Origin of the sequence: Streptomyces sp. NPDC051662, assembly GCF_040681655.1 — a bacterium.
Classification (GTDB): Bacteria; Actinomycetota; Actinomycetes; order Streptomycetales; family Streptomycetaceae; genus Streptomyces.
Genome location: NZ_JBFAZD010000017.1, coordinates 91076 through 117320, shown reverse-complemented (window position 1 = coordinate 117320; position 26245 = coordinate 91076). Strand labels below are relative to the sequence as shown.

29 protein-coding genes and 1 pseudogene are annotated in these 26245 nt (G+C 68.5%); 13 read left to right on the top strand and 17 right to left on the bottom strand.

From position 1 onward, the window contains the following. Nucleotides 1-5: 5 nt before the first annotated feature. The gene (locus tag AB0M67_RS26855; RefSeq protein ID WP_106979208.1) at nt 6-758 is read left to right on the top strand and encodes an amino acid ABC transporter ATP-binding protein; all 753 of its coding nucleotides are present in this window, start codon (nt 6-8) and stop codon (nt 756-758) included. An 89-nt stretch (nt 759-847) separates the two neighbouring features. Here AB0M67_RS26855 and AB0M67_RS26850 read toward each other — a convergent pair whose 3' ends face one another. Further along, nucleotides 848-1696 carry a class I SAM-dependent methyltransferase gene (locus AB0M67_RS26850; RefSeq protein WP_365749441.1) on the bottom strand — a complete coding sequence of 283 codons (849 nt, stop codon included), beginning with the start codon at nt 1694-1696 and terminating at the stop codon, nt 848-850. Nucleotides 1697-1786: 90 nt separating this feature from the next. Here AB0M67_RS26850 and AB0M67_RS26845 point away from each other — a divergent pair, with 90 nt between their 5' ends. Beyond that, nucleotides 1787-2416 (top strand): CGNR zinc finger domain-containing protein, encoded by a 630-nt coding sequence (locus AB0M67_RS26845; RefSeq protein WP_249953897.1) that lies wholly within the window; start codon nt 1787-1789, stop codon nt 2414-2416. Here AB0M67_RS26845 and sodX read toward each other — a convergent pair. Next, entirely contained in the window at nt 2320-2736 is a 417-nt protein-coding gene (gene sodX, locus AB0M67_RS26840; RefSeq protein ID WP_365749439.1) for a nickel-type superoxide dismutase maturation protease, read from the bottom strand. The two genes, AB0M67_RS26845 and sodX, sit on opposite strands and share 97 nt — an antisense overlap. Nucleotides 2737-2886: 150 nt before the next feature. Between sodX and sodN the strand changes: the two genes are divergently transcribed. After that, nucleotides 2887-3282, top strand: coding sequence for a superoxide dismutase, Ni (sodN, locus tag AB0M67_RS26835; RefSeq protein ID WP_030352782.1), 396 nt, complete (start codon nt 2887-2889; stop codon nt 3280-3282). 7 nt (nt 3283-3289) lie between these two features. On the opposite strand, the pseudogene AB0M67_RS26830 reads toward sodN, so the two are convergent. After that, a pseudogene (locus AB0M67_RS26830) lies at nt 3290-3502 on the bottom strand (site-specific integrase); the annotation flags it as partial. Nucleotides 3503-3688: 186 nt separating this feature from the next. On the opposite strand from AB0M67_RS26830, the gene AB0M67_RS26825 reads away from it, so the two are divergent. Next, on the top strand, nt 3689-4261 hold the full coding sequence (locus AB0M67_RS26825) for a hypothetical protein (RefSeq protein ID WP_365749437.1): 573 nt from the start codon (nt 3689-3691) through the stop codon (nt 4259-4261). Nucleotides 4262-4484: 223 nt separating this feature from the next. On the opposite strand, the gene AB0M67_RS26820 is transcribed toward AB0M67_RS26825, so the two are convergent. From AB0M67_RS26820 to AB0M67_RS26805, 4 genes are all read right to left on the bottom strand, one after another. Beyond that, nucleotides 4485-5051, bottom strand: coding sequence for an HAD domain-containing protein (locus AB0M67_RS26820; RefSeq protein ID WP_365749435.1), 567 nt, complete (start codon nt 5049-5051; stop codon nt 4485-4487). 15 nt (nt 5052-5066) lie between these two features. After that, entirely contained in the window at nt 5067-5759 is a 693-nt protein-coding gene (locus AB0M67_RS26815) for a class I SAM-dependent methyltransferase (protein WP_365749433.1), read from the bottom strand. A 1-nt stretch (nt 5760) separates the two neighbouring features. Next, nucleotides 5761-6672, bottom strand: a complete 912-nt coding sequence (locus AB0M67_RS26810) for an aminoglycoside phosphotransferase family protein (protein WP_365749431.1) — start codon at nt 6670-6672, stop codon at nt 5761-5763. A gap of 77 nt (nt 6673-6749) precedes the next feature. Further along, entirely contained in the window at nt 6750-7499 is a 750-nt protein-coding gene (locus AB0M67_RS26805) for a hypothetical protein (protein ID WP_365749429.1), read from the bottom strand. A 222-nt stretch (nt 7500-7721) separates the two neighbouring features. Here AB0M67_RS26805 and AB0M67_RS26800 point away from each other — a divergent pair, with 222 nt between their 5' ends. The 3 genes from AB0M67_RS26800 (at nt 7722) to AB0M67_RS26790 (ending at nt 12028) form a co-directional block, all read left to right on the top strand. Further along, nucleotides 7722-9077, top strand: coding sequence for a tetratricopeptide repeat protein (locus AB0M67_RS26800; RefSeq protein ID WP_365749427.1), 1356 nt, complete (start codon nt 7722-7724; stop codon nt 9075-9077). Nucleotide 9078: 1 nt separating this feature from the next. Beyond that, nucleotides 9079-9618, top strand: a complete 540-nt coding sequence (locus AB0M67_RS26795; RefSeq protein ID WP_365749425.1) for an NUDIX domain-containing protein — start codon at nt 9079-9081, stop codon at nt 9616-9618. Nucleotides 9619-9814: 196 nt separating this feature from the next. Continuing rightward, nucleotides 9815-12028 carry an AAA family ATPase gene (locus tag AB0M67_RS26790; protein WP_365749423.1) on the top strand — a complete coding sequence of 738 codons (2214 nt, stop codon included), beginning with the start codon at nt 9815-9817 and terminating at the stop codon, nt 12026-12028. A 371-nt stretch (nt 12029-12399) separates the two neighbouring features. Here AB0M67_RS26790 and AB0M67_RS26785 read toward each other — a convergent pair whose 3' ends face one another. From AB0M67_RS26785 to AB0M67_RS26775, 3 genes are all read right to left on the bottom strand, one after another. Then, complete coding sequence (locus AB0M67_RS26785) at nt 12400-13215, bottom strand: metallophosphoesterase family protein (RefSeq protein WP_365749421.1); 816 nt, start codon at nt 13213-13215, stop codon at nt 12400-12402. Between the two features lie 153 nt (nt 13216-13368). After that, a complete protein-coding gene (locus AB0M67_RS26780; RefSeq protein WP_365749419.1) occupies nt 13369-13767 on the bottom strand; it encodes a RidA family protein in 399 nt (132 codons plus the stop codon). 142 nt (nt 13768-13909) lie between these two features. After that, nucleotides 13910-14905, bottom strand: coding sequence for a LysR family transcriptional regulator (locus AB0M67_RS26775; protein ID WP_365749417.1), 996 nt, complete (start codon nt 14903-14905; stop codon nt 13910-13912). Nucleotides 14906-15096: 191 nt separating this feature from the next. Here AB0M67_RS26775 and snpA point away from each other — a divergent pair, with 191 nt between their 5' ends. Beyond that, complete coding sequence (gene snpA, locus AB0M67_RS26770) at nt 15097-15753, top strand: snapalysin (protein WP_365749415.1); 657 nt, start codon at nt 15097-15099, stop codon at nt 15751-15753. Nucleotides 15754-15838: 85 nt separating this feature from the next. Here snpA and AB0M67_RS26765 read toward each other — a convergent pair whose 3' ends face one another. From AB0M67_RS26765 to AB0M67_RS26745, 5 genes are all read right to left on the bottom strand, one after another. Continuing rightward, a complete protein-coding gene (locus tag AB0M67_RS26765) occupies nt 15839-16282 on the bottom strand; it encodes a DUF6304 family protein (RefSeq protein WP_365749414.1) in 444 nt (147 codons plus the stop codon). A gap of 43 nt (nt 16283-16325) precedes the next feature. Next, nucleotides 16326-16910: a dihydrofolate reductase family protein gene (locus tag AB0M67_RS26760; RefSeq protein ID WP_365749412.1), complete on the bottom strand. Its 585-nt coding sequence runs from the start codon at nt 16908-16910 to the stop codon at nt 16326-16328. A gap of 134 nt (nt 16911-17044) precedes the next feature. Continuing rightward, nucleotides 17045-17641: a GNAT family N-acetyltransferase gene (locus AB0M67_RS26755; protein WP_365749410.1), complete on the bottom strand. Its 597-nt coding sequence runs from the start codon at nt 17639-17641 to the stop codon at nt 17045-17047. A gap of 117 nt (nt 17642-17758) precedes the next feature. After that, a complete protein-coding gene (locus tag AB0M67_RS26750) occupies nt 17759-18799 on the bottom strand; it encodes a family 2 encapsulin nanocompartment cargo protein polyprenyl transferase (protein ID WP_365749409.1) in 1041 nt (346 codons plus the stop codon). A gap of 117 nt (nt 18800-18916) precedes the next feature. Further along, a complete protein-coding gene (locus tag AB0M67_RS26745) occupies nt 18917-20323 on the bottom strand; it encodes a family 2B encapsulin nanocompartment shell protein (protein ID WP_365749407.1) in 1407 nt (468 codons plus the stop codon). 175 nt (nt 20324-20498) lie between these two features. On the opposite strand from AB0M67_RS26745, the gene AB0M67_RS26740 reads away from it, so the two are divergent. Both AB0M67_RS26740 and AB0M67_RS26735 read left to right on the top strand, forming a co-directional pair. Next, on the top strand, nt 20499-21089 hold the full coding sequence (locus AB0M67_RS26740; RefSeq protein WP_365749405.1) for an N-acetylmuramoyl-L-alanine amidase: 591 nt from the start codon (nt 20499-20501) through the stop codon (nt 21087-21089). Nucleotides 21090-21136: 47 nt separating this feature from the next. Continuing rightward, nucleotides 21137-22147, top strand: a complete 1011-nt coding sequence (locus AB0M67_RS26735; RefSeq protein ID WP_365749403.1) for a pyridoxal-phosphate dependent enzyme — start codon at nt 21137-21139, stop codon at nt 22145-22147. On the opposite strand, the gene AB0M67_RS26730 is transcribed toward AB0M67_RS26735, so the two are convergent. Next, complete coding sequence (locus AB0M67_RS26730; RefSeq protein WP_365749401.1) at nt 22129-23724, bottom strand: Na+/H+ antiporter; 1596 nt, start codon at nt 23722-23724, stop codon at nt 22129-22131. The two genes, AB0M67_RS26735 and AB0M67_RS26730, sit on opposite strands and share 19 nt — an antisense overlap. A gap of 35 nt (nt 23725-23759) precedes the next feature. On the opposite strand from AB0M67_RS26730, the gene AB0M67_RS26725 reads away from it, so the two are divergent. From AB0M67_RS26725 to AB0M67_RS26715, 3 genes are all read left to right on the top strand, one after another. Continuing rightward, on the top strand, nt 23760-24020 hold the full coding sequence (locus AB0M67_RS26725) for a UBP-type zinc finger domain-containing protein (protein ID WP_365749399.1): 261 nt from the start codon (nt 23760-23762) through the stop codon (nt 24018-24020). 260 nt (nt 24021-24280) lie between these two features. Continuing rightward, a complete protein-coding gene (locus tag AB0M67_RS26720) occupies nt 24281-24694 on the top strand; it encodes an anti-sigma regulatory factor (protein ID WP_249953912.1) in 414 nt (137 codons plus the stop codon). 35 nt (nt 24695-24729) lie between these two features. Beyond that, nucleotides 24730-25674 (top strand): RNA polymerase sigma factor SigF, encoded by a 945-nt coding sequence (locus AB0M67_RS26715; RefSeq protein ID WP_240045806.1) that lies wholly within the window; start codon nt 24730-24732, stop codon nt 25672-25674. A 95-nt stretch (nt 25675-25769) separates the two neighbouring features. Here the strand turns inward: AB0M67_RS26715 and AB0M67_RS26710 are convergent, their stop codons facing one another. Then, nucleotides 25770-26207 (bottom strand): hypothetical protein, encoded by a 438-nt coding sequence (locus AB0M67_RS26710; protein WP_365749397.1) that lies wholly within the window; start codon nt 26205-26207, stop codon nt 25770-25772. Between the last annotated feature and the right edge of the window lie 38 nt (nt 26208-26245).

Sequence of the window (26245 nt, the reverse complement as noted above, 5' to 3'; positions counted from 1 at the left end):
CCCAGATGGTGAAGGCCGAGGGCGTACACAAGTCCTTCGGCGCCGCCCATATCCTCAAGGGCATCGATCTGGAGGTCGCCCCGCGCGAGGTCTTCTGTCTGATCGGCCCGTCCGGCTCAGGCAAGTCGACCTTCCTGCGGTGCATCAACCATCTGGAGAAGATCAACGCGGGCCGGCTGTCGGTCGACGGCGAGCTGGTCGGCTACCGCCAGAAGGGCGACAAGCTGTATGAGCTGAAGGACAGCGAGGTCGCCAGGAAGCGCCGGGACATCGGCATGGTCTTCCAGCGCTTCAACCTCTTTCCGCATATGACGGCGGTCGAGAACATCATGGAGGCGCCGATCCAGGTGCGCGGCGAGGCGAAGGCCGTGGCCCGCGCCCGCGCCGAGCGGCTGCTGGACCGGGTCGGGCTCTCCGACAAGGCGGGCAGCTATCCCTCGCAGCTCTCCGGCGGCCAGCAGCAGCGGGTGGCGATCGCCCGCGCGCTGGCGATGGAGCCCAAGCTGATGCTCTTCGACGAGCCCACATCGGCGCTCGACCCGGAGCTGGTGGGCGATGTGCTCGATGTGATGCGCGATCTGGCACAGGACGGCATGACGATGATCGTGGTCACCCATGAGATGGGTTTCGCGCGCGAGGTCGGTGACGCGCTGGTCTTCATGGACGACGGCGTGGTCGTCGAATCGGGCCATCCGCGCGATGTACTGACGAATCCTCAGCACGACCGGACGAAGTCGTTCCTGTCGAAGGTGCTGTAGAAGGTGCGGTAGAAGGTGGTGCGGAACGGGTGAGGGCGGTACGGATCCGCCCGTACCGCCCTCACCCGTAACCCGGCCTCGGTTCACCCCTACTTGAGCGCGAGGACGAGGGAGTCGGACGGCGAGGACCAGACCGCCCGTACCTCGTCGAAGCCCGCGTCACGCAGCTTCCGCGCGTGCCAGTCCACGGATGGAGTATCGCCTTCCGCGTGTTCGCCGTAGATCCTGAAGCGCTCGGCCGTCGGTTCCGCGAGGACCGGGTCCCGGTCGGCCAGCTCCCACCAGTCCGCCCAGTCGACGGCGCCCGCGGCCTTGGCGCGGTCCATTCCGGCGTGCCGGTGGGCGCGCTCGATCGCGTTGATCCTGGGGGTGGACCCGTCCGTCATATGGTCGGCGTTCATAAAGACGCCGCCGTCCCTGACCACGCCGGCGAGCTGCCCGTACAGCACCGCGAGCGGTTCGGCGCGCAGCCAGTGGAGGGCGGTCGCGGTGAGGACGGCGTCGTACGAGCCGTACGGCAGGAGCGCCGTCCAGTCCGGGTCCTTCAGGTCGGCGGTCACGAAGCTCACGCGCCCGTCGCCGGCGAAGTAGCCGCGGGCGATGGCGAGAAGCGCGGGATCGAGGTCGACTCCGGTACTGGTCGCTCCCGGGAACCGGCGGAGCAGCCTGTCCGTGATGCTTCCCGTACCGCAGGCGAGGTCGAGCACCCTCGGTTCGGGGCCCACGGCGGCCTCGACCATGTCCAGCATGACCCGGAAGCGCTCCTCGCGGTCGGGCATGTACCACTCCTGCTGGCGGTCCCAGCTCTCCTGCCAGCCGCGCCAGTCGGTCGCCGCCGACTCGGCGGTCCCCGTACCGGTGGTTCCCGTACTCGCGGTTCCCGTACTCGCGGTCCCCGTACTCGCGGTTCCCGTACTAGCGGTTCCCGTCTCCGTCATGGAAAGCCCCCTCTGTAATACCCTAGAAGCACAACCAGCCATTACACCGATTTCCCTCCAGACCTTAGACCGCTTCCGTAAGGACTACAAGTGGAACTGGCCTCTTACTCGGACTCCGCCGTACGACTGGTCAACACCGAGGAACCGGCCCGCGGTACGGACACCCTGACCTCGGTCGAGGCCGTCCGCGCCCTCTTCGGCCCCAGCTCCCAGGCGGCCCGCCGCGCCACCGACGCGGACGTCACCCGCTTCCGGTCGGTGAGGGCCCGGCTGCGCGCCGTCTTCACCGCCGCCGACGAGGGCGAGGCCACCCAGGCGGTGGACCTGCTCAACTCACTGCTGCTCGAATTCCCGGTCAGCCCGCAGATCTCCGGCCATGACTTCCTGGACGACGAAGGCCATCCGCGCTGGCACATGCATCTCGCGGACCACCCCTCCAACGCGACCGCGGGCTTCGCGGCGACGGCCGCGATGGGGCTCGCGTTCCATCTGACGGAGTACGGCGTCGACCGGCTCGGCCTGTGCCAGGCGGCGCCGTGCCGCAACGCCTATCTGGACACGTCCACCAACCGCTCGCGCCGCTACTGCTCGGACCGCTGCGCGACCCGCGCCAACGTGGCCGCCTACCGGGCCCGCAAACGCCTGGAGACCGAGCGCTCGGCCAGCACCGGCCGCACCGCGGACACCAGCCAGGACACCACGGCGCGCGCCGACCGCTGATCCCCCAGCGGCCGGTACCGCGCCCGGACCCGCCCCAGCAGCAGCTCCTCGGGCACCGCGCCGAACACCCGGCTGTCCCCCTCGGCCCCCGGATTGTCCCCGAGCACCCACCACCCACCGTCGCGCCGCTCCACCAGCCGCTTCACGATCAGCAAGTCCTGTTGCAGCGGATGTTTCAGCACCGCCACATCGCCCGGCTTGAGGGGAGCGCGATAGTGCACGAGGAGCTGATCGCCATGCCTGAGCGTCGGATACATGGACGGACCCATCACCTCAGCGATCCCCAACGACACCCTCGGCTCACGCCCGTGCTCCTCCATTCGGCACCTCCCGGTCCCACGGTACGTTCCGCCACGCGTCCCATACTGACCCCGGACTTTTGTCCTAAGCCCTAGGGGGCACCCGCGAAAACAGGCTTCTCACGGAGTAATGTCCCACCTGAGAAGACGATCACGAGGAAGGACAGCTCCATGCTTTCCCGCCTGTTTGCCCCCAAGGTGAAGGTCAGCGCCCACTGCGACCTCCCCTGCGGCGTGTACGACCCGGCCCAGGCCCGCATCGAGGCCGAGTCGGTCAAGGCCGTCCAGGAGAAGATGCAGGGCAACGACGACGCCCACTTCCAGGCGCGCGCGACGGTCATCAAGGAGCAGCGCGCCGAGCTCGCGAAGCACCATGTCTCGGTGCTCTGGAGCGACTACTTCAAGCCCCCGCACTTCGAGAAGTACCCGGAGCTGCACCAGTTGGTCAACGACACCCTGAAGGCGCTGTCGACCGCGAAGGGCTCGAAGGACCCGGCCACGGGCCAGAAGGCCCTGGACTACATCGCCCAGATCGACAAGATCTTCTGGGAGACGAAGAAGGCTTGATCTATGGCTAGGCCGTCTGACCTGCGGTTTCGCGGGTCGCATCGCCTACCCGTCCGCACCCGGCCCGCAGGCCGCCGAGAACGGCGTCCATGACGGTCCGGGTGCGGTCTTCTTCGCCCGGCCAAAGGTGCGCGTAGATCCGCAGCGCGATGACGGCGGACGCGTGGCCGAGGACCAGCTGGACCTGCTTGACGCTTGCTCCGCCGGCGATGAGGGCGGAGACGAAGGTTCGCTGGTACGAAAGCCAGAACGACTGGGTTCGTTGAGACAGGACACGGGCGCATGCGTTCGGCATCGCCTGATCCGTTGTCGGTCTACTGCGGCAAACCGCATCTGCCCGAAACCCAAATGATCAGCACTGCCGTCCGTGGTCACTTCCGCTCCGTCATGACGAGTTAGGGGGCCCGTGAACAGCGAGTTTCTGCTCGGACTGATCGCTGCGGGAGCGGCGTTCGGCGGAGCTCTCCTTGGTGCCGGTGGGGCAGTCATAGCCGGACGCAGCCAGGCAAGTGCAGCCCGCTACCAAGCAGATGCCCCCTGGATCAGAGACCTCCTGCCCTCCCTCTGCGCAGAGTTTCTCCTCCAAGCCGAGCAGGTCTACCAGGACTTTCAGGCCATGTACGAGGATGCGTTCCAGGGGCGTTGGGACGACATGGAGCGCCGGGCCCGGGAGTTCGATCCACAGCGGTTGAAACGGGCCTTCGCTGCACTCGAACTTCGCGCTCCGGTGGACGTAGTCGAGACGGCCACTGCGCTTCAGCAGTCCCTCCTGTACGACCACGCTCCCGAACCCGTCGGGCTTGGCACGGTACGAAGAGAACTGGGACCACAGATGGCGGCTCGGACCAGGCTGTCCGGGACCTACCACGGCCAGCATGCCCTGTTCCTGAAGGCAGCCAGAACCTCTCTCAAGGTTGGCACCTACGATGAGACACCAGCCCGGCGAGCGTGGCTACGCTTGTGGCGTCGCCAGCCGTAAACGATCCCGGGTACTCGACGGGGGACACTCACCAGAACCTGCGGCTGCCGCCCATCCACACGCCGAGCCGCGCCGTTTCCCGGTGCTCAGCATGGCCCTGGCATTACACCGAGCTCAAGATCCTTCACGGAACTCCGGGCAGAGGCATTTTCGACGAGGCCCCTCATAGTTGCCCTCGCCATGCGTCATGACGAGGGCAACGGGCCTTCTGGCGGGGTGCCCGTCAGGCTGCCTCAGTTCCGCTCGCCGCACCGGTCCCCATGGAGAGCCGCTCCATCCACGCTCGGGCATTGGCCAAGTGTTCAGCTTGAAGCCCGACACGGGGATCAGGCTGTACCAGCAAGGTCGGTGCGCCACGGGCAGTGCGCTCAGCGGCCCAGGCGTGGTCGAGGCCGGTGAAGTCGTCGTCGATCCAGACGGCGGGCGCGTCGTCCAGCCAGGCATCGACGTGGTCGCGCTTCCACAGGTAGCCGTTGGGGTGGCTGGTGGTGATTTGGGGGCGCGGCAGGTCGACGTACGGCAGGTCTGGCAGACCCAGGAGGGGGCCGATGAGAGTGGCGGCGTCCTGCCGCCAGCTTGTGCACCAAACCGGGGTGAACAGGCCGGTACGGATGATGTCCAGGAGCAGGCGGCCGTGCTCAGGATCGAGCCAGACAGTGACCGGGTTGCCGGCGCTCCGGCCTTCGGGGACGACGTCGTGGCCAGTGTGGGTGGCCGGGGTCGAGCCATCCGCGGCGGGGAAGGGTATGAGGACGCCGTCGACATCGAGGAGCAGGTAGGGCGGGCGCATCGGTTTCTCCAGCGGTCACAGTTTGTGGGCGCGGATCAGCAAGGTGGCGGGCGAGCGGCCCATGCGAAGGTCGTGGAATTCCTGTGCGGAGGTGAGGCGGAAACCGGCCCGGCTGAGGTGCCGCTCCCAGCGGTCGGCGTCGAACTCCCAGCGGGCGATGGGGAGACGGGTGCGGTCGGGCAGCGTGACGAAGTCGCGGCGAGGCCGGTCGTCGCCGGAAGCGCCGCGGCCACCACGCTGCGGGTGCGGAACGGAGAAGGCGAGCACCCGACCGGGCTTGAGGCGTTGGGCGATGGCCGGCAGCAGGAGCTCGGGAGCGACGAGCCCCACCGCGCCGAAGACGGAGTAGATCGCGTCGAACTGCTCGTCGGAGACGTGCAGGTAGTGCAGAGCGTGCCCGGCAACGAAAGTGAGGTCGTTCAACCGTCCGTAGTGGGAGCGGGCGCGGCGGACCTGGAGGCCGACGAAGTCGACGCCGGTGACGTGAGCACCGTGGCGGGTGGCGAGGTGGGCGGCGTTGTGTCCGGGGCCGCAACCGAGTTCCAGGACTCGCTTGCCGCGCAGGTCGAGGCCGAGGATTTCGGCGGTGGGGCCCTGGCCGGGTCTCGTGGTCCACTCCATCCGGGCGGGTACGGCCGGGGGTTCCGCGAGTCCGGCGATGGTGCGTTGTAGGGCGTGGGCGTGCCACGGCGACGCCTGGGCGAGCACGTCAGATCTCCAGGAGGTGGAGGACATCGGTGAGGTGACGACGGACGACCTTGATGTAACCGGGGTCGGTGGCCGGGTCGTTGATCCAACGCACCGCCTGCTCCATGAACCACTCGACGGCCCACATACGGTGCCAACCCAGGGCCCAGTTCTCAGCGGTGAGCCCGCCACGCGGGGCGAGGGCGTCGGGGGTACCGCCGGCGGTGACGTACTGCTCCAGAAAGACGCGCAGGCGCACGGGGTGCGGGGGCTCGATGGTGCCGTGCCAGCTGGCGAGGTCGAGCAGGCCGGGGCCGGTGAAGGCGCGCGCGAAGTCGAGCAGTCGCCACCCGCTCTCGCCGATGTGGAGGCTGGTGGGGTGGAACTCCGAGTGCACCCAGCCGGAGGGCGCCAGAATCGTTCCGGCCGAGCGGGCCTCGGCGGCCTGGATGATCCGGTCAAGCGCGTCCTCGATGTCGTCGGCGTCCTGCCACCGGTCGGCCTTGCGCAGCCGTTCGAGATGCTCCAACGCTCCGGCGGGCAGTGTACGCAGTCGCTCCCGGTCGAGAACCGGCAGGGCGGAAGCCGTACGGGTGCTGTGCAGGACCACAGCCGCGGCGACACCGTCCAGGTCATCGGCCTCGCGGACAGATGGCCCCAGGTCCTCCATGAGCATGCCGAGCCAGCCGTCCAGGACGGCGGAGGCGTGGAGCTGAGGGACGGGGACGCCGAGGGTGCGGGCCAGGCGGAGGGCCTGGTCCTCACTGTCGAAGGGCCTCTTGGCGTACTTGAAGATGGCCGTGGAGCCGTCGGGGAAGGTGACGCGCTCGACTCCGGACATGGACCACACGCGCACCTCCTCCCGTGCGGCGGTGGACTGGCCGGCCACGGTGAGCAGGTTGTCGAGGAGTTCGGCGCTGGGATTCGGGCTCATGGGGGCTCCGGTCGGTTGGAGGCATCCGGGGCGGGCGAGAGATACCGGCTCGCCCCGGAGCCTGGTCGGGAGGTGGGTTACGCGGCGGGGTTCACGCGGTGGGCGTAGACCTGCTCGATCCAGCCCGCCTTGAACGCGGCGAGGTCGTCACGGAAGTTCGCCATCGATGCACCGTAGGGCGCGACGACGCCGCCGGACTGGTCCGGCACGGACTGGCAGCCGTGCACGAGCCGCCCGCCGAGCGCGGCGTGGGCCTTGATGGACTCGATGCGGCGATGCTCGTTGAACCAGCCGCCGTGGTAGACCTCGTCGAGCATCCCGCCCATCTCGTCGTCCAGGTCGAAGACGACGGATGTGGCGGCGGGGAAGAACCAGCACGGGCCGACGTTGGAGATGTGCCCGTCCAGCTCGACCTTGTTGAGCGCCATGAGCGTGGCTGCCTCGCGGAGTATCCGCAGGTGGTCGGCGGTGATCTGGGCGAGGGCGAGGCTGGCGAGGTGCTCGTCGCGGAAGAGGTACGCGTACACCTCGTACGCGGTGGTCAGCACGCGGGCGGCGTCCGAGGTGGACTCGCCGTGGTTCTTGATGAAGTCGAGCGCGAGCTGCTCGACCGCGCTCTCGGTCGTCTCGTCCACACCGAGGAGCTGGGACTTGACCAGTTCCCAGTCGGCGACGAGCCAGGTGTGGGACTCGAAGCGGAAGAAGTACTCGGCCGGGTCGATGGTGATGCGCCGGCCGTCGACCTGGATGCCGCGCAGGCGGCTCCAGCGCGGGTCGAACGCCTCGGGCAGCTCGACCGTGATGGCCGTGGTGTCGATGGTGGTCACCGTGTCTCCGTCTCTGTTCGGCCGGATTCGGGCACAGGAATGCCCGAAGCAGGTTTGGGCGTACGGAACTTCGGGGTGCCGCCCGGGCCAAGGGGGGCCTGGATCACGGTCGCGCCGTGCCGGGCGGCTGCTGATAAGTGAACAGGTGGCTACGCTCAGTGGGTACCGTGGAGGGCAGTTGAAGCGGTATACGCGGTTTACAGCTCCAGGGCGGAGGCGATCGTGGCGGCGCAGCGAGAACCCAACTCCCACCTGCGTGACGCCATCGACGCGGCTGACTGCACCTACGAGGCTCTCGCCAGAGACGTGCGACGTATCGCCGCCGAGAACGGCGAGATCCTCCAGACCAACAAGTCGGCCATCTCGCACTGGGCGAACGGCACCCGTGCCCCGTCGGGCCGGGTAGGCCAGTACCTGGCCGAGGCGCTGTCCCGCCGAGTGGGACGCACGGTCACCCAGACCGAGATCGGCCTCCGTTCCGATGAGGCCGAACAGCAGGCGGAACCCGATCCGGTCCTCGCCGTCACCGACCTCGGCCGCGCCGACGTCGAGCGCCGCCGCTTCCTCGCCATCGCGGCCTTCACCACCGCCGGCGTCGCCATGCCTCTCGGATACGACCACGAAGCTACAGCCCGCATGCTGCGCGCCCGCACCGGCACGTCCCTGGTCGGTGTAGAGGACGTGGACGTCGTACGGCAGATCACTGCGGCCTTCAGCGCCGCCGACGAGCGCCTCGGCGGCGGGCACGGCCTGACCACGGTCACCGCGTACCTCGCCGACACAGCCGCCCCCATGCTGCGCGGACGCTTCCCCAGCCAAGCCTTACGCCGGGCCGCCTTCGGCGCCGTCGCCGAACTCGCCTACCTCGCAGGCTGGAAACACCACGATCTCGGCCAGGAAGGCGCCGCCCAGCGCTACTACCAGGTCGGCTACCAGCTCGCCTGCGAAGCCGACCCCCACGGCCACGCCGCCTGGATGATGCGCGCCCTCGCCCACCAGGCCCTGAGCCTCAAGCAGCCCCACCACTGCGTCGACCTCGTCGAAGGCGCCCTGCAGCGCGGCCTCGGCCGGGTCGACGGCCAGACACAGGCCCTCCTCCACATCACCCACGCCCGCGCCTACGCAGCCGTCAACGAGCACCCCCTGGCCGCGCGTGCCCTCCTCGCTGCCGAAGACGCCCTCCTGCGGGAGGACGGCCCTCAACCCAGCTACTCCCGCGTGAGCGGCCCTGCCGCCGGCACCGTGGCCAGCCACACCGCCCGCACCCTGACCGACCTCGCCGACCACGTCGGCACCGAACAGCAGCACCGTGACGCCCTCACCCGCTGGGACCCCCAGAAGTACAAACGCGTCCACGCCCTCACCCACGCCGACCTAGGCGACAGCCTCGCAGCACAAGCCCGCGCCGACGAAGCCGTCGCCGCCTGGACCCAGGCCCTGGTCCTCATGGAGGGCATGACCTCCGACCGGACCCGCAAGGCCATCTCCTCGATCCGCTCCACCCTCGCGGTCTACCAACGCCGTCAAGTCCCTGGCGCAGCCGATCTCGCGCGCCGAGCCCGTGAAGCCCTCGCCTAACATGCCCAACAACCCGCCCGACGAAGGGAACCCCGTGGCCCAGCAGACCGACGACCAGCCGAAGGCCCTCAAGCCAGCCCTGGAATCCATGACCCTGCTGGTCGCCGCCGTCATCGTCCACGACAAGGCCACCAATCGCGTCGTCCTCCTCCAGCGCAGCGAGAACGCCAAGTTCGCCCAGGGCATGTGGGACCTCCCCGTCGGCAAGAGCGAACCGGGCGAACCCATCACGGAGACCGCGGTCCGCGAGCTCTACGAGGAGACCGGCCTCACGGTGAAGCCCGAGTCTCTCAAGGTCGCCCACATCATCCACGGCGCCTGGGGCGTCGAAGCTCCCAACGGCTTCCTCACGGTCGTCTTCGTGGCCCACGAGTGGGTCGGCGAGCCCGAGAACCGCGAACCCCGCAAGCACGCCCAGGTTCGCTGGGTCGACGCCGACACCCTCCCCAGAAGCTTCGTGGACACCACCTCAAGCGCCCTTCGTCAGTACCTCGCGGAAGGTGCGGAGGTCTCCCTCAACGGCTGGGGCGACACGCGCTGACCCCGCTCGCAAGAAGTAGGCCGCCCTTCGCGCCGGCGGCACTTTAATCAACCACACGGCTCTAGGACTTTGGTGGGTCCTGCCGACCGCTCGCCAACGCTTGCCGCAGCTTCAGACTGAACTCAGTTCCGAGGATAGCTAACTGACCTCTTGTCATGAAACATCAGCACACCGGTCACTCCGCACCCTAGGATGTTTGCACGCCTTGAACTTCCTCTGGAGCACCATGCGCCTCGAACACATCAGGATTAACAACTTTCGCGGCTTGGGGCAAGTAGACATGCCCTTCTCGCAATTCGGCTGTCTCATCGGTGAGAACAATGCCGGAAAATCTTCGGTGTTTCAGGCTCTTAACCTGTTCCTGAGGTCGGGCTCGACGACCGAAACGGACTTCTTGTCCCTGGCTCAACCTGTGCGAATCCAGCTCACTTTCGGCGGCATCAGAGACGTAGACTTGCTGCGCCTGGAAGAAAGCCACCGAGTCCGGATCGAGCGCGAGATCCATAACGGGCAACTCTCGCTTGCTCGAATCTACGCGAGTCCCGGAAAGGGGACAATGCGCTTGGTCAAGAAAGTACCGAAGGACGGCAGATACCACCAAAAGGCCCTCGATGAAATTTTGAAGATCAAGAGCGACGCGGAGCTTCGAGAAGGCATCAGAGTCAGTTTCCCGAATATCTACGCAGAATTGCCGACGGGCCGGATCGCTCGCACAGCGGTCAGAAAGTCTTGGGCTGAAATCGTTGCGAACCTATCACCCGACGAACTGGTCATTGGAGATGAGCCACTGCCTACAGGTCTGGACAAGTCGGTAGCTGCTCTCCTGCCCGAGCCCATCTACATTCCGGCGGTGAAAGAACTTAATGAAGAGGTGAAGACAACCTCTACGGCCACTTTCGGACGACTTCTTTCTATCCTATTCGAGGACATTGGGCATCAGCTGCCCGCCCTGGAAGCTTCCTTCGACCAGCTGCGCAACCAGCTAAACGTTGTGACGGACGAGGACGGGAAGGAGTCGGATGAACGACTTCCGGAGGTGCGCCAGATTGAAGCGCACATCCAGCGCAATCTTCAGGAGTCCTTCCCCCGCGCGCGCGTACGCCTGGAGATCCCTCCGCCTCGCTTGCGTAGCCTGCTTGAAGAAGCACAGATCGCCGTAGATGACGGAATTGCCGGCCCCTTCAAGACCAAAGGCGATGGCCTTCGAAGGTCGGTGGCGTTCGCCATCTTGCGAGCGTATGTGGATCTGAAGATCGCCAGGCCGTCCACAGCTGACAGTGCACAGCAGCCATGCCTGCTGCTGTTTGAGGAACCGGAGGTATTTCTTCACCCGCAGGCTCAGCGCAAGCTTTTCGAAGCCCTGACCTTCTTCTCTGAGTACAACGACGTGCTGGTGAGCACACATTCTTCCGCCTTCTACGCACCGGGAGCAACTGGAACGTTCGTAAAGGTGGTGAAAGACCATACAATGAATCCACCGACCAGCCGAACATGCGTCATCGATTTGTCGGAAATCGACGCTCGCGATCAGTTCGAGATCATCACCTACGAAAACAACGAAGCCGCCTTCTTTGCCAACTCCGTATTGCTCGTAGAAGGCCCAAGCGACCAAGCCCTAGTCCCTCACATCTCACGAACTCTGAGCCCTCGATGGGACTTCGAAAAGAACGGAGCGACCATCGCGAGGGTCGAGGGCAAGGGCAGTATCGCACGATACCGAAACTTCTTTAGCCGCTTCGAGATGAGAGTTGCAGTCCTCGCCGACCTGGACGCACTTTTTGACGGATTCGATAAACTAGGAGCCAGCAAGGAGTGCTGCAAGCTCCGCGATCAGGTCATCTCTAGGGTCCAGAGACTGGCGGCAGATGAGGACGTTGAGGTATCGAGTCGAACCCTCAAAGGTCTGCGTACCAGCGGGTCTGCTCGAGAGCTATGGCAGCAGGCGCAAGTCAAACGACAGGCGCATGCAGAGGGCCTGTGCGACTGGGAAGAGCTTGACGCAGCCGTCTCCGCCTTCTTCGACCGTCCAGCGTCCGGCACAGCGCGACGAATCCTCGCGGAGGCGAAGGATGACCAGTTGAAGGAGGAAAAGCTGAGGCTCTTGGAGATGCTTCGACAGGAGGACATCTACGTTTGGGAGCTGGGAGCCATCGAGGCGTACTACCCGCCGCTCGAGCCCAATGAGTCGAACAACAAGAATGTTAGAGCTCGCCACTTCTGTGAGCGGTATGTAACTGCGGACGCCATTCGTGGCCTGCCCGTCTTCAAGGACCGATCCGGGTGCGAATTCGACCTACTTTTCGAAGCATTCTTCGGGACGCCTCCGCCGCAACGCCCTGATGCTGTAATTCCGTCACAAGCACGAGTCACGCAGATCGCAGCAGCAGACGAAGTCGCCGGGATCGACTGACAGCGAGCGCTCCGTTCGGTTGAGCAGCATCGACGGTGTGTAGTGCGGGTCATCAGACCTCTGCGGTCCGCACACAGTCCGCAGGACAGCCGATTAGGACCGTCGGGACCCATCGCTGGCCAACCGTAAGAGACCAGGTCAGCGGCCCGCAGAGAAGATCCCCGCAGGTCACCGACCCGGCCCATTACTAGGAGACGAAGAAGGCGTAGTGAACCGCACCCCCTGCCTATGGATGGGGGACAAACCTGCGGTTCACAGCGGTATGAAGGGGGCTCGGCGGCTGGACCGCCGGGCCCTCTCGCGTGCTCGGGCACCCGGTGAGATGAGACCGGGAGCGTTCCGCGCGGTCGCGTACCGATGGGGGCGGCATCTCAGAGGGGTCCGGCAACCGGCGCCGTGCGGCCGTCGCGTGGGCCGAAGGTTGTGAGTGCTTCGGCGTCGGTGGCGCGGGCGTGGAGGTAGTAGTCCGCCCACTCCTCGATGTCCGGGTAGCCGGATTCCGCCGTGAGCCGGGCGATCGCGGCGTCGATGTCGTAGTGCGTGACGCGCAGTTCGACGCCGGGGCCCAGGAGCGCCCAGTGTGCGCCGGGGCGGCCGTAGGGCATGCCGACGCTGCCCGGGTTGATGACCTGGCGGCCGTGGGCGAGGCGTACGAAGGGCATGTGGGTGTGGCCGCAGACGACCGTACGGATGTGCTCGCCGAGCCCTTCGAAGACCTCGGTCCAGCGGGTGAGCCGGGAGTCGACGAGGACGACCTCTTCGTCGTCGCGCGGGGTCGCGTGGCAGAACAGGACGTCGCCCAGGCCCGCCACGGCCAGGCATCGGGTGCGCGGCAGAGCGGCCAGCAGGGCGATCTGGTCGTCGCGCAACCGGCCGGCCGCCCAGGTGGTGAGGGCGTCGGGCGGCTCGGGGCTCTTCCCGTGGCGCGATTCGACCAGTTCGCGGTCGGCGTTGCCGCCGATCAGTACGGCTCGGTCGCCCAGGTCCGTCAGCAGGTCGAGTACCTCGGCCGGCTGTGGGCCCGCCGCGATGTCGCCGGTGATCACAATGCGTTCGGCGGCGGAGACCTCCGGCTCGGCGAGCACGGCCTCCAGTGCCGGGAGGACGCCATGGATGTCGGAGAGGACGGCTACCCGGCCGGACGGTGGCCTGGGTGGCACGGCCGGCGCGGGTGGCACGGCCGGCATGGGTGACCTGGGTGACCTGGGTGACCTGGGTGGCATGGGTGGCATGGGTGGCATGGGTGGCATGGGTGGCATGTCTTCCACTGTCCTGCCGGCCGACGCCGGGTGCCCCTCCGTTCGCTCCGCGCGGAAGCCCGGCCTCAGGGAACCTCGGCCTCAGGGAACCTCGGCCACCGCCGTGATCTCCACCAACTGTCCCGTGTATCCCAGGCAGGTGACCCCGAGCAACGTGGAGGTGTGCGGGCCCAGGGCGAGGCCGCCCTCGCGGACGACCTCCCAGACCCGGCTGAGATCGGCCGGATCCGTCGCGGCCACATACACCGTGGTCGCGACGACATCGGACAGACCGCAACCGATCGCGCGCAGGGCGGTCTCCAGATTGGCGAGAACCTGCTCTGTCTGGGCCACGAAATCGCCGGGGCCGACGAGCGTGCCGTCGGCGTCGAGCGGTACCGAGCCGGCGAGGAAGGCGAGGCGGCGGTCCGTGTCGACGATCGCCGTGTGCGCGTAGTCGGGCGGCGGGAACAGGGCGGGCACGGTCATGCGGTGAGCCATCGTCACTCCTCGGGGGGCCGTGCCCGTCGGATACGAGGACGGGCACGGATACGGTCGCGGGCAGGGCCTCCTGCCTACTCGGCCGGGCCAGGTCGGATCAACCGGTTTTCCTGCCGGCCTCCCCCGTCGGAGCGGCCCGGCGTCAGGCCGCCCGCGCGTGCAGCAGTGGGCTCTTGTGGACGGTCAGCCATCTGCGGTAGTCGACCGCGCGCAGCGCCGCCTCCCGGTACGACGCCTCCAGGTCCGCGAACACCTCGTCGCCGCTGGAGCGCCCCGCGCCGCCCGCCCGGTCCATGCCCACCGCCTCCGCGTCCGGCCGCGAGAACAGCAGCAGCCGTACCGCCAGCGGATCGTCCCTCAGTGGCCGGATCGCCATGTCGTCGCGCGGGCCCGAGGTCGGCTGGCAGGGGGCGACCGCCTCGCCGACCGCTATCAGGGAGGCCGCCGTGAGGTAATCCCCGTGCAGCACGGGCGGGTTGAGCCCGGCCGCGCCCAATACCCGCCGTACCCCGTCCCATTCACCGTCCACCGTGGGATCGACCATCCAGCGGTCCTCGGCGAGATCCGCGAGCTCCACCACCGGGCTGCCGGCCGCCGGATGGTCCCGGGCCATGGAGATGAACTGCGGTTCCCGCTCCACCAGAACGCGCCGCTCCAGGCCCTCGGGAACGGGCAGCGGGCATCCCTCCACCTCATGCACGAAGGCCACGTCGAGCTGGCCCGCGGCGAGCATCCGCAGCAGCACACTGGCGGAGACATCCATGTAGAGCGAGATATCCGTACCGGGCAGCCGGTTTCTGAGCCGGCGCAGCCACCCCACCAGCGCGCGGCTCGCGGTGGAGCCGATCCGTAGCCTCGGCCCGTCGACCAGGCCGGCGACCACCCGCGCCTCGGCGACGAGCGCGGCCATCCCGGAGACGAGCGGGCGGGCCCGGCTCAGTACCGAGCGGCCGAGGGGGGTGGGCCGGCAGCCGGTACGTTCCCGGGAGAACAGCTCCGCGCCCAACGCGTTCTCGATGCGGCGCAGTTGCGTGGTCAGGGATGGCTGGCTCATCCCCAGCTGTCGCGCCGCCTTGTGCAGACTGCCGGCATCGGCAATGGCACACAGGGCACGCAGATGTCTCACCTCCAGCTCCATGCCCCGAGGGTAGAGCGGCCTCCCGCACCACACCAGATGTCCAAATCCCTGTAATTGGAGGCGCATTCGAAGATTTACGGCCAGGGTGATGCGCTCGTGTTATCGGTCTTTGACATCATCCGCACAAGGGCGGTCTCCCCGAGACTCTGCGGTACCGAATCCGTTCAACGGAACGAGTAGGAGCCCCCCACATGAGACACCCCAAGACCGCCATTTCCGCCATCGCCGGTATCGGTCTGGCCTTCGCGACACTCGGTGTCGCGCCCACCGCCACCGCCGCCCCGGCCCCGGTCGGCGAGGCCGCCACCTCCTCGTACGCCGCCTACGAGGGCTCGAAGGCCGAGGCCGCGGGCACCAAGGCGTTCTTCGACGCCGTCCTGAAGTCGGTCGCCGAGAAGCGTGCCGCGAACCCCGGTGCCCAGGCCGTCACCGTGATCTACAACGCGTCGAGCGCGCCCACGTTCGCCGGTCAGATAGCCAGCTCCACCTCGATATGGAACAGCGCCGTCGCCAATGTGAAGCTCCAGGCGGGCAGCGCCGCGGACTTCACATACCGCGAGGGCAATGACCCGCGTGGCTCGTACGCGAGCACCGACGGTCACGGCCGTGGCTACATCTTCCTGGACTACCGGCAGAACCAGCAGTACAACTCCACCCGCGTCACCGCTCATGAGACCGGTCATGTCCTCGGTCTCCCCGACAACTACTCAGGCCCGTGCAGCGAGCTGATGTCCGGCGGCGGCCCCGGCACCTCCTGCCAGAACGCCCAGCCGAACGCGGCCGAGCGTTCCCGGGTCAACGCCCTGTGGGCGAACGGCCTCGCCGCCGCGATGGCCAAGGTCTCCTGACCTCCCGCACGGAGAACACACGCCCGACCTCCCTCGTGTGACGAAGGGGCGCCCCGTACCCACCCGGGGCGCCCCTTTCCGTTCGTCAGGAAGCTCCCACCAGCGGCCGATCGCCCAGTTCCGTACCGCTCGGCAGCTGGCGCCGGATCCGGCCCAGCGCCTCCTCGAAGCCGCCCCCGGCGATCCCCGACGCGTAGGCCGCCCCGTCGCAGTGCAGCGTCAGGCTCAGCTCCGCCCGGCCGACCGGCCCTTCGGCCGCTCGGTCACCGAGCGTCAGCAGACAGCTGAGCGTGGCCTGCTGGACCGCGCCGGCCGAACTGACGGGCAACGGTATGTCCCATTCCATGACGCAGGACGACAGAAGCTCGCCCGCCCCCACCGTTTCCAGGTCGGCGAAATCCGCCCCTTCGTACGCGACTCCCCTGATGTGAGTGCGTACGTGCCGCCCACCCACACTCAGGGTGATCGCTTCCGCGCCCAGGCGGTCCCGGTACCAACCCGCCCATGAATCCGTCGACTCCGCTGTCATGGCGCGGACTGTAGCGGTACCGGATCTTCCGTCGCAGCACGGGTCACGGCTTCCGGTCATACTTCCTCACGAGCACACCGCTCCCGAACGTCCTTACGGACTCCAAGGTGAACTCGGTGAGGGCGAAATCCGCCGCGAACATCGGCAACCCCGAGCCGAGGACCAGCGGATACGTCTTGATGACCAGCTCGTCGATCTCATCGACCAACTGCCCGGCCAGATCGGCGCCGCCGCAGAGATAGATCCCGAGCGGACCCTCCTCGGCCTTCAGCTCCCGCACCTTCGCCACCACGTCGCCGGAGATGATCTCGACCGCGGGATCCGGGCTCTCCTTGATGCTGCGCGACACCACGTACTGCCGCATATGGGCGTACGGACTGGTGTGCCCGGTCGCCAGCGCGAGGTCGTAACTGGCCCTGCCCTGGATGATGGTGTCGAACTTCCGGTTCTCCAGGTCGTCGATACCGAGGGGCTGACGGCCATGGGTGGGCATGGTCTCCGGGTACTCCTCCGTCAGGAACGGGAAGAGCTCCTCGTCCACGAAGGACACGAACGCGGTGGCGTCGCCCGAGGGCGTGCCGATGAAGCCGTCGATCGATACGGCGATGAAGTAGGTGAGCTTGCGCAAACCGGTTCCTCCGGGTCACTGGAAGGCACGAGGACAGGAAGTGCCGAGCGCACCTCGGAGAGGCCCGCTCAACCACTGCACTCATAGTGCTTTGCCTGTAGTGGTTACGCAAGCCCGTATCCCGTGCGCTCTCCTCAACCGGCCCCCGGTTCGCGCCACATGGGCCACATATGCGGCCCGTCCGGCAGATCGACGGTGCTGCCCATGAAGGTGAACCCGAGCCTTTCGTACAGCCGCCGGCTCCGCTCGCTGCTCGCCTCCAGATAGGCCGGAAGCCCCTCGCGGTCACAGCGCTCCAGTACGGATTCGATCAGCGCCCGGCCCACTCCCCGGCCCTGGTGCTCCGGGGACACGGCGATCATCAGCAGATACGCGTGCGCGCGGTCGTGCGGATGGACCGCGCCCGTCAGCCGGCCGACCAGTTCGGCCCGCTCGTTGTCCGGATCGGCGATCGCCCGCATCCGGGCCGGGGTGTCGTCGTCCTCGTCCGGGGGTCCCGCCGGCACCGAGAGCCACAGCGCCATGGCCGTCCCGTCCTCCAGGATGTCCACCCACCCGTCGGCGAGCGCGACATCGGCGAACACCCCGAGGAAGAGACCGTGCACCCGGTGGCGGTGGGCCTTCTCGGGGAAGACCCAGCAGCTCACCGGGTCGTCGTCGAAGGCCTCTTCGAGCAGCCGTATCAATGTCGGCCGGTCGCTCTCCCCCGCCCGTCTGATCCCCGCACCCATCCGCTGGCCCTCCTCCGGATCGCCACACCGTGACCGCGTATCGCGTGGCGTCACTCGCGTCACGTCAATACGACGAAGTGATCCTAGAGTTGGGCGGAGCGGGGCCCTACGCCCGCCTCAGCGGGTACGGCGCGTCACGAACTCCGCCAGGGCCAGCAGATCGTCCGCCGCCGACAAGTCGGGGACCGCCCGGGACAGTTCCTGCACGGCCCGGGCCATCCGCTCGGCCGCCTGGAGCTGCGCCCAGTCGCGCCCGCCCGCCCGTTCGACCGCGGCTGCCGCGCGCACCACGGCTTCCGCGTCCAGCGGTCCCCGGTAGAGCTCGGCCAGTTCCTCGGCCGCCGGGGTACCCGAGGCCAGGGCCGCGACCACCGGCAGGGACTTCTTGTGTGCGGCCAGATCGGCACCCGCCGGTTTGCCCGTACGGTCGGGGTCGCCCCAGATCCCGATCAGGTCGTCGATCAGCTGGAAGGCGAGCCCCGCCTCCCTGCCGAAGGCGTCGAGTGCGGCGACCTGCTCCTCCCGCGCGCCCGCGTAGAGCGCGCCGAGCGCACACGAAGCGCCCAGCAGGGCACCGGTCTTGGCCGTCGCCATGGCGACGCACTCGTCCAGCGAGACCTCGTGCGGATCGCGCAGCTCGAAGGCGCAGTCCGCCTGCTGGCCCGCGCACAGCTCGATGACACAGGCCGCGAGCCTGGCCGAGGCGGCGGCCGACGCCGGGTGCGGGTCCTCGGCGAGCAGTCGCAGCGCGAGGGACATCATGGCGTCGCCCGCGATGATGGCGTCGGGGGTGCCGAAGACCGTCCAGGCGGTGGCGCGATTGCGCCGGGTCGGGTCCTCGTCGATCACATCGTCGTGGAGCAGCGTGAAGTTGTGGGCCAGCTCGACGGCGACGGCGGCCCGTACGGCGTGGTGCGGATCCCCGCCGAGCGAACGCGCCGCGGCGAGGACGAGCGCGGGTCTGATCGCCTTGCCCGTCCGGCCCGAGGCCGGGGTGCCGTCGGCGTGCTCCCAGCCGAAGTGGTACATCGCGACCCGGCGCAGGGAGCCGGGCAATGACTCGACGCTGGAGCGGAGTTCGGGTTGGACGGCGGTGCGGGTGCGCTCCAGGAGTGCCACGGCCTCGTGGCCCCCGGGGACGGCATCCGTGCTGGTCATGGTCACGGCCACTTCCTCTGCGGTGGAGACCGGCTGACGGGCACCGGATGCCGGTGCCCGGGTGCCGGGAGGGGCGGCCGTACGGACGGCACGGCCGGCCCACCCGGGTCGGTCGGCTCACCCCCAGCGGCCCACTTCCACGTTCTCCAGCACACCGACGGCGTCCGGCACCAGAATGGCGGCCGAGTAGTACGCCGTGACCAGGTACGAGATGATCGCCTGCTCGTCGATGCCCATGAAGCGGACCGACAGGCCCGGCTCGATCTCGTCCGGGATCCCGCTCTGCTGGAGGCCGATCACACCCTGCTCGGACTCGCCCGTACGCATACAGATGATCGAGGTCGTCCGGGCGTCAGAGATCGGGATCTTGTCGCACGGGAAGATCGGCACCCCGCGCCAGGCGGGCACATGCTCGCCCGCCACCTCCCCACTGGCCGGATAGAGTCCCCGCTTGTTGCACTCACGTCCGAACGCGGCGATGGCCCGCGGATGCGCGAGGAACATCTTCGAGCCGCGGCGGCGCGAGAGCAGCTCGTCCATGTCGTCCGGGCTCGGGCCGCCGTCGTGCGGCTGGAACCGCTGTCCGTAGTCGCAGTTGTTGAGCAGACCGAACTCACGGTTGTTGATCAGCTCGTGCTCCTGGCGCTCCCGCAGCGCCTCGACCGTGAGCCGCAACTGCTGCTCGGTCTGGTTCATGGGCTGGTTGTAGAGGTCGGCGACCCGGCTGTGCACCTTCAGGACGGTCTGCGCGACGCTCAGTTCGTACTCGCGCGGCGCCACCTCGTAGTCCACGAACGTATGGGGCACGACGCTCTCGCCGACATGACCCGCGGAGAGGTCGATCTCGGCCTCGCCGTGCTTGTTGGTGCGCTGGTGCGGTACGGACACCACCGCCGCCAGATGGTCGCGCAGCGACTCCTCGCGCTCCGCGAGGCCGAGGACGTCCCGCCGGCTCAGCACCAGCACCGTGCAGGCCGTGGCCGCCCTCGCGCTGTAGGTCCAGGTGGCCTCCCCGTCCACCAGGGCCTGCTCGCCGAAGTACGCCCCGTCGGCGAGCACTTCGAGCACCGCGTCGCCCCCGTAGGGACCGGCGCCCACCTTCTCGACCCGGCCGTGCGCCAGGAGGAAGACCTCGTCCGCCGCGTCGCCGGAGGCCACCATGACCTGGCCCGCCGCGAACTCCCGCTGCTCACAGCGGCGTGCCAGCTCGGACAGCACGCCGTCGTCGTCGTACGCGCGCAGCGCCGGCAGTTCGCCGAGCTCCGCGGGGACGACCGTCACCCGGTCCCCCGTCTGCACGAACGTCACACGTCCGTCGCCGACCGCGTAGCTGAGCCTGCGGTTCACCCGGTACGTACCGCCCTGAATCTGCACCCAAGGCAGCATCCGCAGCAGCCACCGTGAGGTGATCTCCTGCATCTGCGGTACCGACTTGGTGGTGGTCGCCAGGTTCCGGGCGGCGGCCGTTCCCAGACTCTGCTGGGACGGCGGCTGTGCTGCCAGAACCTCGTTACCAACCGACATGAAGTCTCCCCTTCGATCATGTACCGACCTGCGAGAAGAATGGTTCCATCACGTGGCGTGCATTCGCCATTACACATATGAGTGGGACTGGATCACCCAGAACGGGGAATCACACGCGCACATTCGTCATATCCGGGACACACCACACGGCACATCGAACGGCAAGGAGTCCCCCATGGCCCCACCCATGTCCGCGGCCCAGTTCCTCGACACCCTCAAGAGTGAAGGTCTGAGCGTCGTCGAGGTCGGCGACTGGCGCACCCACAATCGCGACCGCCATGGCCCCTGGGGGCCCGTACACGGCGTGGTGATCCATCACACCGTCACCCGGGGTACGGACGCGACGGTGCGGCTGTGCAGGGACGGCCGCGACACGCTGCCGGGGCCGCTGTGCCACGGCGTGATCGCCAAGGACGGCACGGTCCATCTGGTCGGCTACGGACGCGCCAATCACGCGGGGTCGGGCGACGGCGACGTCCTGAAGGCCGTGATCGCGGAGAAGCGCCTGCCGCCCGACAGGGACGCCGACACCGACGGGAACCGGCACTTCTACGGTTTCGAGTGCGAGAACCTGGGCGATGGCGAGGACCCCTGGCCCGAAGTCCAGTTGGCGGCCATCGAGAAGGCCGCGGCGGCGGTCTGCCGGCGCCACGGCTGGGGCGCCGGATCGGTGATCGGGCATCTGGAGTGGCAGCCGGGCAAGGTCGACCCGCGCGGCTTCACGATGGACTCGCTGCGGGAGCGCGTCCGAGACCGTCTGAAGTGACCGCGCCCGGGAACACGTCCCGCCCGGGGTGGCGCCACAATGAAGGGGTGCCCAGCCAAGACGCGCCCGACCTCGCCGCTCTGCGGCCCCGGCTGCCCTCGCCGCTGGTGCCCGTCGACGACGAGCGCTTCGCGCGCCACGGCGTACGGCTGCTGCTCAAACGTGACGATCTGATCCACCCCGAACTGGCCGGCAACAAGTGGCGGAAACTGGCGCCCAATCTGCGGGCCGCCGCCGCGAGCGGCCGGCACACCCTGCTGACCTTCGGCGGCGCGTACTCCAACCATCTGCGCGCGACCGCCGCCGCCGGCCGGCTCCTCGGCTTCGCCACCGTCGGTGTCGTACGGGGCGAGGAACTGGCGGGACAGCCGCTCAATCCGTCGCTCGCCCGGTGTGCCGCCGACGGGATGCGGCTGTGTTTCGTGGACCGCGCGGCCTACCGGCGCAAGACGGAGCCCGAGGTGGTGGCCGCCGTCCTCGGCCGGGCGGGGCTGGAGCGCGACGACGTGTACGTCGTACCGGAAGGCGGCAGCAACGCGCTCGCGGCCCGGGGCTGCGCCGAGCTGGGCCGGGAGCTGCGCGGCGCGGCCGGGACCGTCGCCGTGGCCTGCGGCACCGGCGGGACGCTCGCGGGGCTCGCCGCCGGGCTCGGGAGCGGTCAGCGGGCCCTGGGATTCCCGGTGCTCAGGGGCGACTTCCTGGAGCGGGAGATACGGGAGCTCCAACAGGCCGCGTTCGGCGGCCCCGTCGGCGACTGGCGGCTCGACGGACGCTTCCACTTCGGCGGCTTCGCCCGTACCACCCCCGCGCTCGACGCGTTCGCCGAGGAGTTCGGGGAGCGGCACGGACTGCGGGTGGAACGTCTCTATGTCGCCAAAATGCTGTACGGACTGACCACACTGGCCGAGGAGGGCGCGTTCCGGCCGGGCACGACCGTCGCCGCCGTCATCACGGGCCAACCGGAGCCGTCCGGCGCCGAGCCGTCCGGCGCCGAGCCGTCCGGCGCCGAGCCGTCCGAGCCGGAGCGGCCGGAGCCGTCTCAGGCCTCCTCGCGATAGGCCGCCGCCTCCTCCAGGTCCAGTCTGCGCAGCAGCGTCCGCATCATCTCGTCGTCGATCCGCCGCCGGTCCCGCAGCTCCACGAACACCGCGCGCTCCGCCTCGATCATCTCCCGCGACAGCCGCCGGTAGGTGTCGTCCGCCGACTCCCCCGTCACCTCGTTGACCGCCCCGAGCCGCTCCCAGACGGCGTTGCGGCGGCGCTCCAGGACATGCCGGAGCCGTTCGGCCAGCGGCGGCGGCAGCGCGTTGCGCTCATCGGTCAGCAGGGCGTCCAGCCGCCGTTCCGCAGCGCCCGACGCCTCGCTCTGCGCCTGCGCCTCGGCGAGGGTCTCGGCCTGCCGGTCGCGCCCCGGGATCCTCAGCAGCCGGATCAGCGGAGGCAGCGTGAGGCCCTGCACGACCAGGGTGCCGATCACGGTCGTGAAAGTCAGGAACAGGACGAGATTGCGCCCGGGGAACGGCTGTCCGTTCTCCAGCGTGAGCGGGATCGAGAACGCGATCGCCAGCGACACCACTCCGCGCATCCCGGCCCAGCCGACGATCAGCGGCGCGGTCCAATTGGTGTCCGGTTCACGCTCCCTGATCCTCCGGGACAGCGCGCGCGGCAGGAAGGTCGCCGGATAGACCCAGACGAATCTGATCGCCACCACCACCACGAAGACACCCACCGCGTACAGCAACGATTCCCCGACCCCGTACTCTCCCAGCCCCTTGAGCACATGGGGCAGCTGGAGCCCGATCAGCGCGAACACCGCCGACTCCAGCACGAACGCGATCATCTTCCATACCGCCGCTTCCTGGAGCCGGGTCTCGAAGTCCACCTGCCAGGAACGGTGTCCGAGATACAGCGCGACCACGACGACGGCCAGCACCCCGGACGCGCCCACGTGTTCGGCCAGCGCGTAGGCGAGGAACGGGATGAGCAGCGAGAGGGTGTTCTGCAGCAGCGCCTCGGTCAGATGGGTGCGCAGCCAGTGCAGTGGCACCATCAGGACCAGCCCCACACCGATGCCGCCGAGCGACGCCAGCGCGAACTCCCCGATCCCGCCCGCCCAGCTCGCGCCCGCGCCGACCGCGGCGGCCAGCGCCACCTTGAACGCGGTGATGGCCGTCGCGTCGTTCACCAGGGACTCACCCTGGAGGATGGTGGTGATCCGGTTCGGCAGCCCCAGTTTGCGCGCGATGGCCGTGGCCGCGACCGCGTCGGGGGGTGCGATCACCGCGCCCAGCACCAGCGCGGCGGTCAACGGGAGATCGGGCACCAGCAGGAACACCAGCCAGCCCACCGCGACCGTCGCGAACAGGACATACCCCACCGAGAGCAGCGCGACCGGTCTGATGTTGGCCCGCAGATCGAGATACGAACTCTCCACCGCGGCCGTGTACAACAGCGGCGGCAGCACCAGCGGCAGCACGATATGCGGATTCAGTGTGTAGTCCGGTACGCCCGGCACGTACGAGGCGCCCAGCCCCACGGCGACCAACAGCAACGGCGCGGCCACCGGCGTCCTGCGCGCCGCGCCGGCGATAGCCGCGCTCCCCGCCACCAGCGCGATCAGCGGCAATACGTCCATTCCACGTCCTCTGCACCCGTCGTAACCTGGTCATCATGAGCGAGTGCCCCCACATCGCGGAACTGCCGCGCCCCGAGCCCGCGCCGCGCGCCGACACCTGCCGCGAGTGCGTCGCGGCCGACAGCCACCCCGTGCAGCTGCGGATCTGTCTCGTCTGCGGCGAGGTCGGCTGCTGTGACTCCTCGCCGTACCAACACGCGACACAACACTTCAAGGACACGGGTCATGCCGTGATGCGGAGTTTCGAGCCCGGGGAGAGCTGGCGGTGGTGCTTCGTGGACGGTTCGATCGTCTGACGACTGGGTACGTCAACCCTCCGCCGGTTCTTCGTAATTGGACGCCAGGAAACCCCTAGCCACTTTCTGTGTTCATATGCTTACCATGAGTGACAGTCACTGGGTGGGGGTCCCGGCGACACAGCACCATGGATCGCGATAGCGTCGCCACTCCAGAGCGGCTACGTACCGACCGGCTACGTACCGACTACGTACCGCAAGGCTCCTGGACACCCCTTGTCCCTGAGCCCAGAAGAGCTTGTGCCACCTTGGAGGTGAGGGTGTCCCAGATCGCAGGCGAGCCCGGGACCGAGGACTTCGTGGAAGTCCGGCTGCCCGCTGCGGGTGCCTACCTGTCCGTGCTGCGTACGGCCACGGCCGGCCTCGCGGCGCGCTTGGACTTCACCCTCGACGAGATCGAGGACCTCCGCATCGCGGTGGACGAGGCCTGCGCGATCCTGCTCCAGCAGGCCGTACCGGGCTCCGTACTCAGCTGCGTCTTCCGGCTCATCGAGGACGCGCTCGAAGTGACCGTGTCGGCGCCCACCACCGACGGGCGCGCGCCGGAGCGCGACACCTTCGCCTGGACAGTGCTCTCCGCGCTGGCCGGCAAGGTCGACTCGACGGTCGCGGAGGACCGTACGGTCACCATCAGCCTCTACAAACAGCGCGGCGCGGGACCCGGGCCGGCGTGAGGAACGGGGACGGTCCGGTGCGTGACGAGGGGCGCATCCCACGGGAGCCGCGGGAAGGGCACGAAGCTCCGTCGGAGCCGGCGCCCGCCCCCGCGGGCATCCCGGAGCAGCAGGCCCGACCCCACCCGGAGGACGGACTTGACGGCCAGACGGCCGCGGCGGAGCAGGCGCAGGCAGAGCGGGCGGCCACTATGAGCGAGCAGCACAACGACAAGCACCACGATCCACATGACCGCAGCGGGGCGCGGGCGATGTTCATCGAGCTGCGCAAGCTGCCTGACGGCTCGCCCGAGAAGGCGGATCTCCGCAATCAGCTGGTGCGGATGCATCTGCCGCTGGTCGAGCATCTGGCGAGACGGTTCCGCAATCGCGGCGAGCCGCTGGACGATCTGACGCAGGTCGCCACCATCGGTCTGATCAAGTCCGTCGACCGGTTCGATCCGGAGCGTGGTGTCGAGTTCTCGACCTATGCGACGCCGACGGTCGTCGGGGAGATCAAGCGGCACTTCCGGGACAAGGGCTGGGCGGTCCGGGTGCCGCGCCGCCTCCAGGAACTGCGGCTCGCCCTGACGACGGCCACCGCCGAACTCTCCCAGCAGCACGGCCGTTCGCCCACGGTCCATGAGCTGGCGGAGCGGCTCGGTATCTCGGAGGAAGAGGTCCTGGAGGGTCTGGAGTCCGCCAACGCGTACTCCACACTGTCGCTGGACGTCCCGGACACGGACGACGAGTCCCCGGCGGTCGCGGACACACTGGGCGCGGAGGACGAGGCGCTGGAGGGCGTCGAGTACCGCGAGTCGCTCAAGCCGCTGCTGGAGGATCTGCCGCCACGAGAGAAGCGGATTCTTCTGCTCCGATTCTTCGGCAATATGACGCAGTCGCAGATCGCGCAGGAGGTCGGCATCTCGCAGATGCATGTGTCGCGACTGCTGGCCCGCACGCTCGCGCAGTTGCGCGAACGGCTGTTGGTGGAGGAGTAGAGCGACCGGGGCGGGCGCGGGGGCCCGCCACGGGTTGTCGCTCCGCGACCACGGGCCCTGAGCTACGGGCTACGGGCTACGGGCTACGGGGAGCCCTATCGCTGGGAGTCGGCCGGGCCGTGGATGCCGAGGGCTTCCGTGGTCGTCGGGTTGACCAGCAGGACCAGCCCCGTCACCGCGACCACCGCGAGCGCGATCCCGGCCGGGATCATGCCCCCGGTGGCGGTCAGCAGCGTATAGGCGACGGGCAGCGCCATGATCTGGGTGATCAGCGCGGGCCCCCGGCTCCAGGCGCGCCGCAGCAGCAGCCCGCGCGCGGCGATCAGCGGAATGACACCGAGCGCGATCAGGGTGACCCCGCCCATCTCCGCCTGCTCCGGGCTGTCGGGTTTCCCGAGCAACCCCATCACCAGCAGATACACACCGCCGACGATCAGTGCCAGGGCTTCGAGCCCACAGGCGCCGGCCGCCGCGGTCAGGCGCGTGGGGCGAGGGGAGGACGCGGGGGAGGTCTGCTCGCTGCTGCTGCTCACCCCTGCAGGGTAACCACACGGCCGCCTCTCACCCCCCG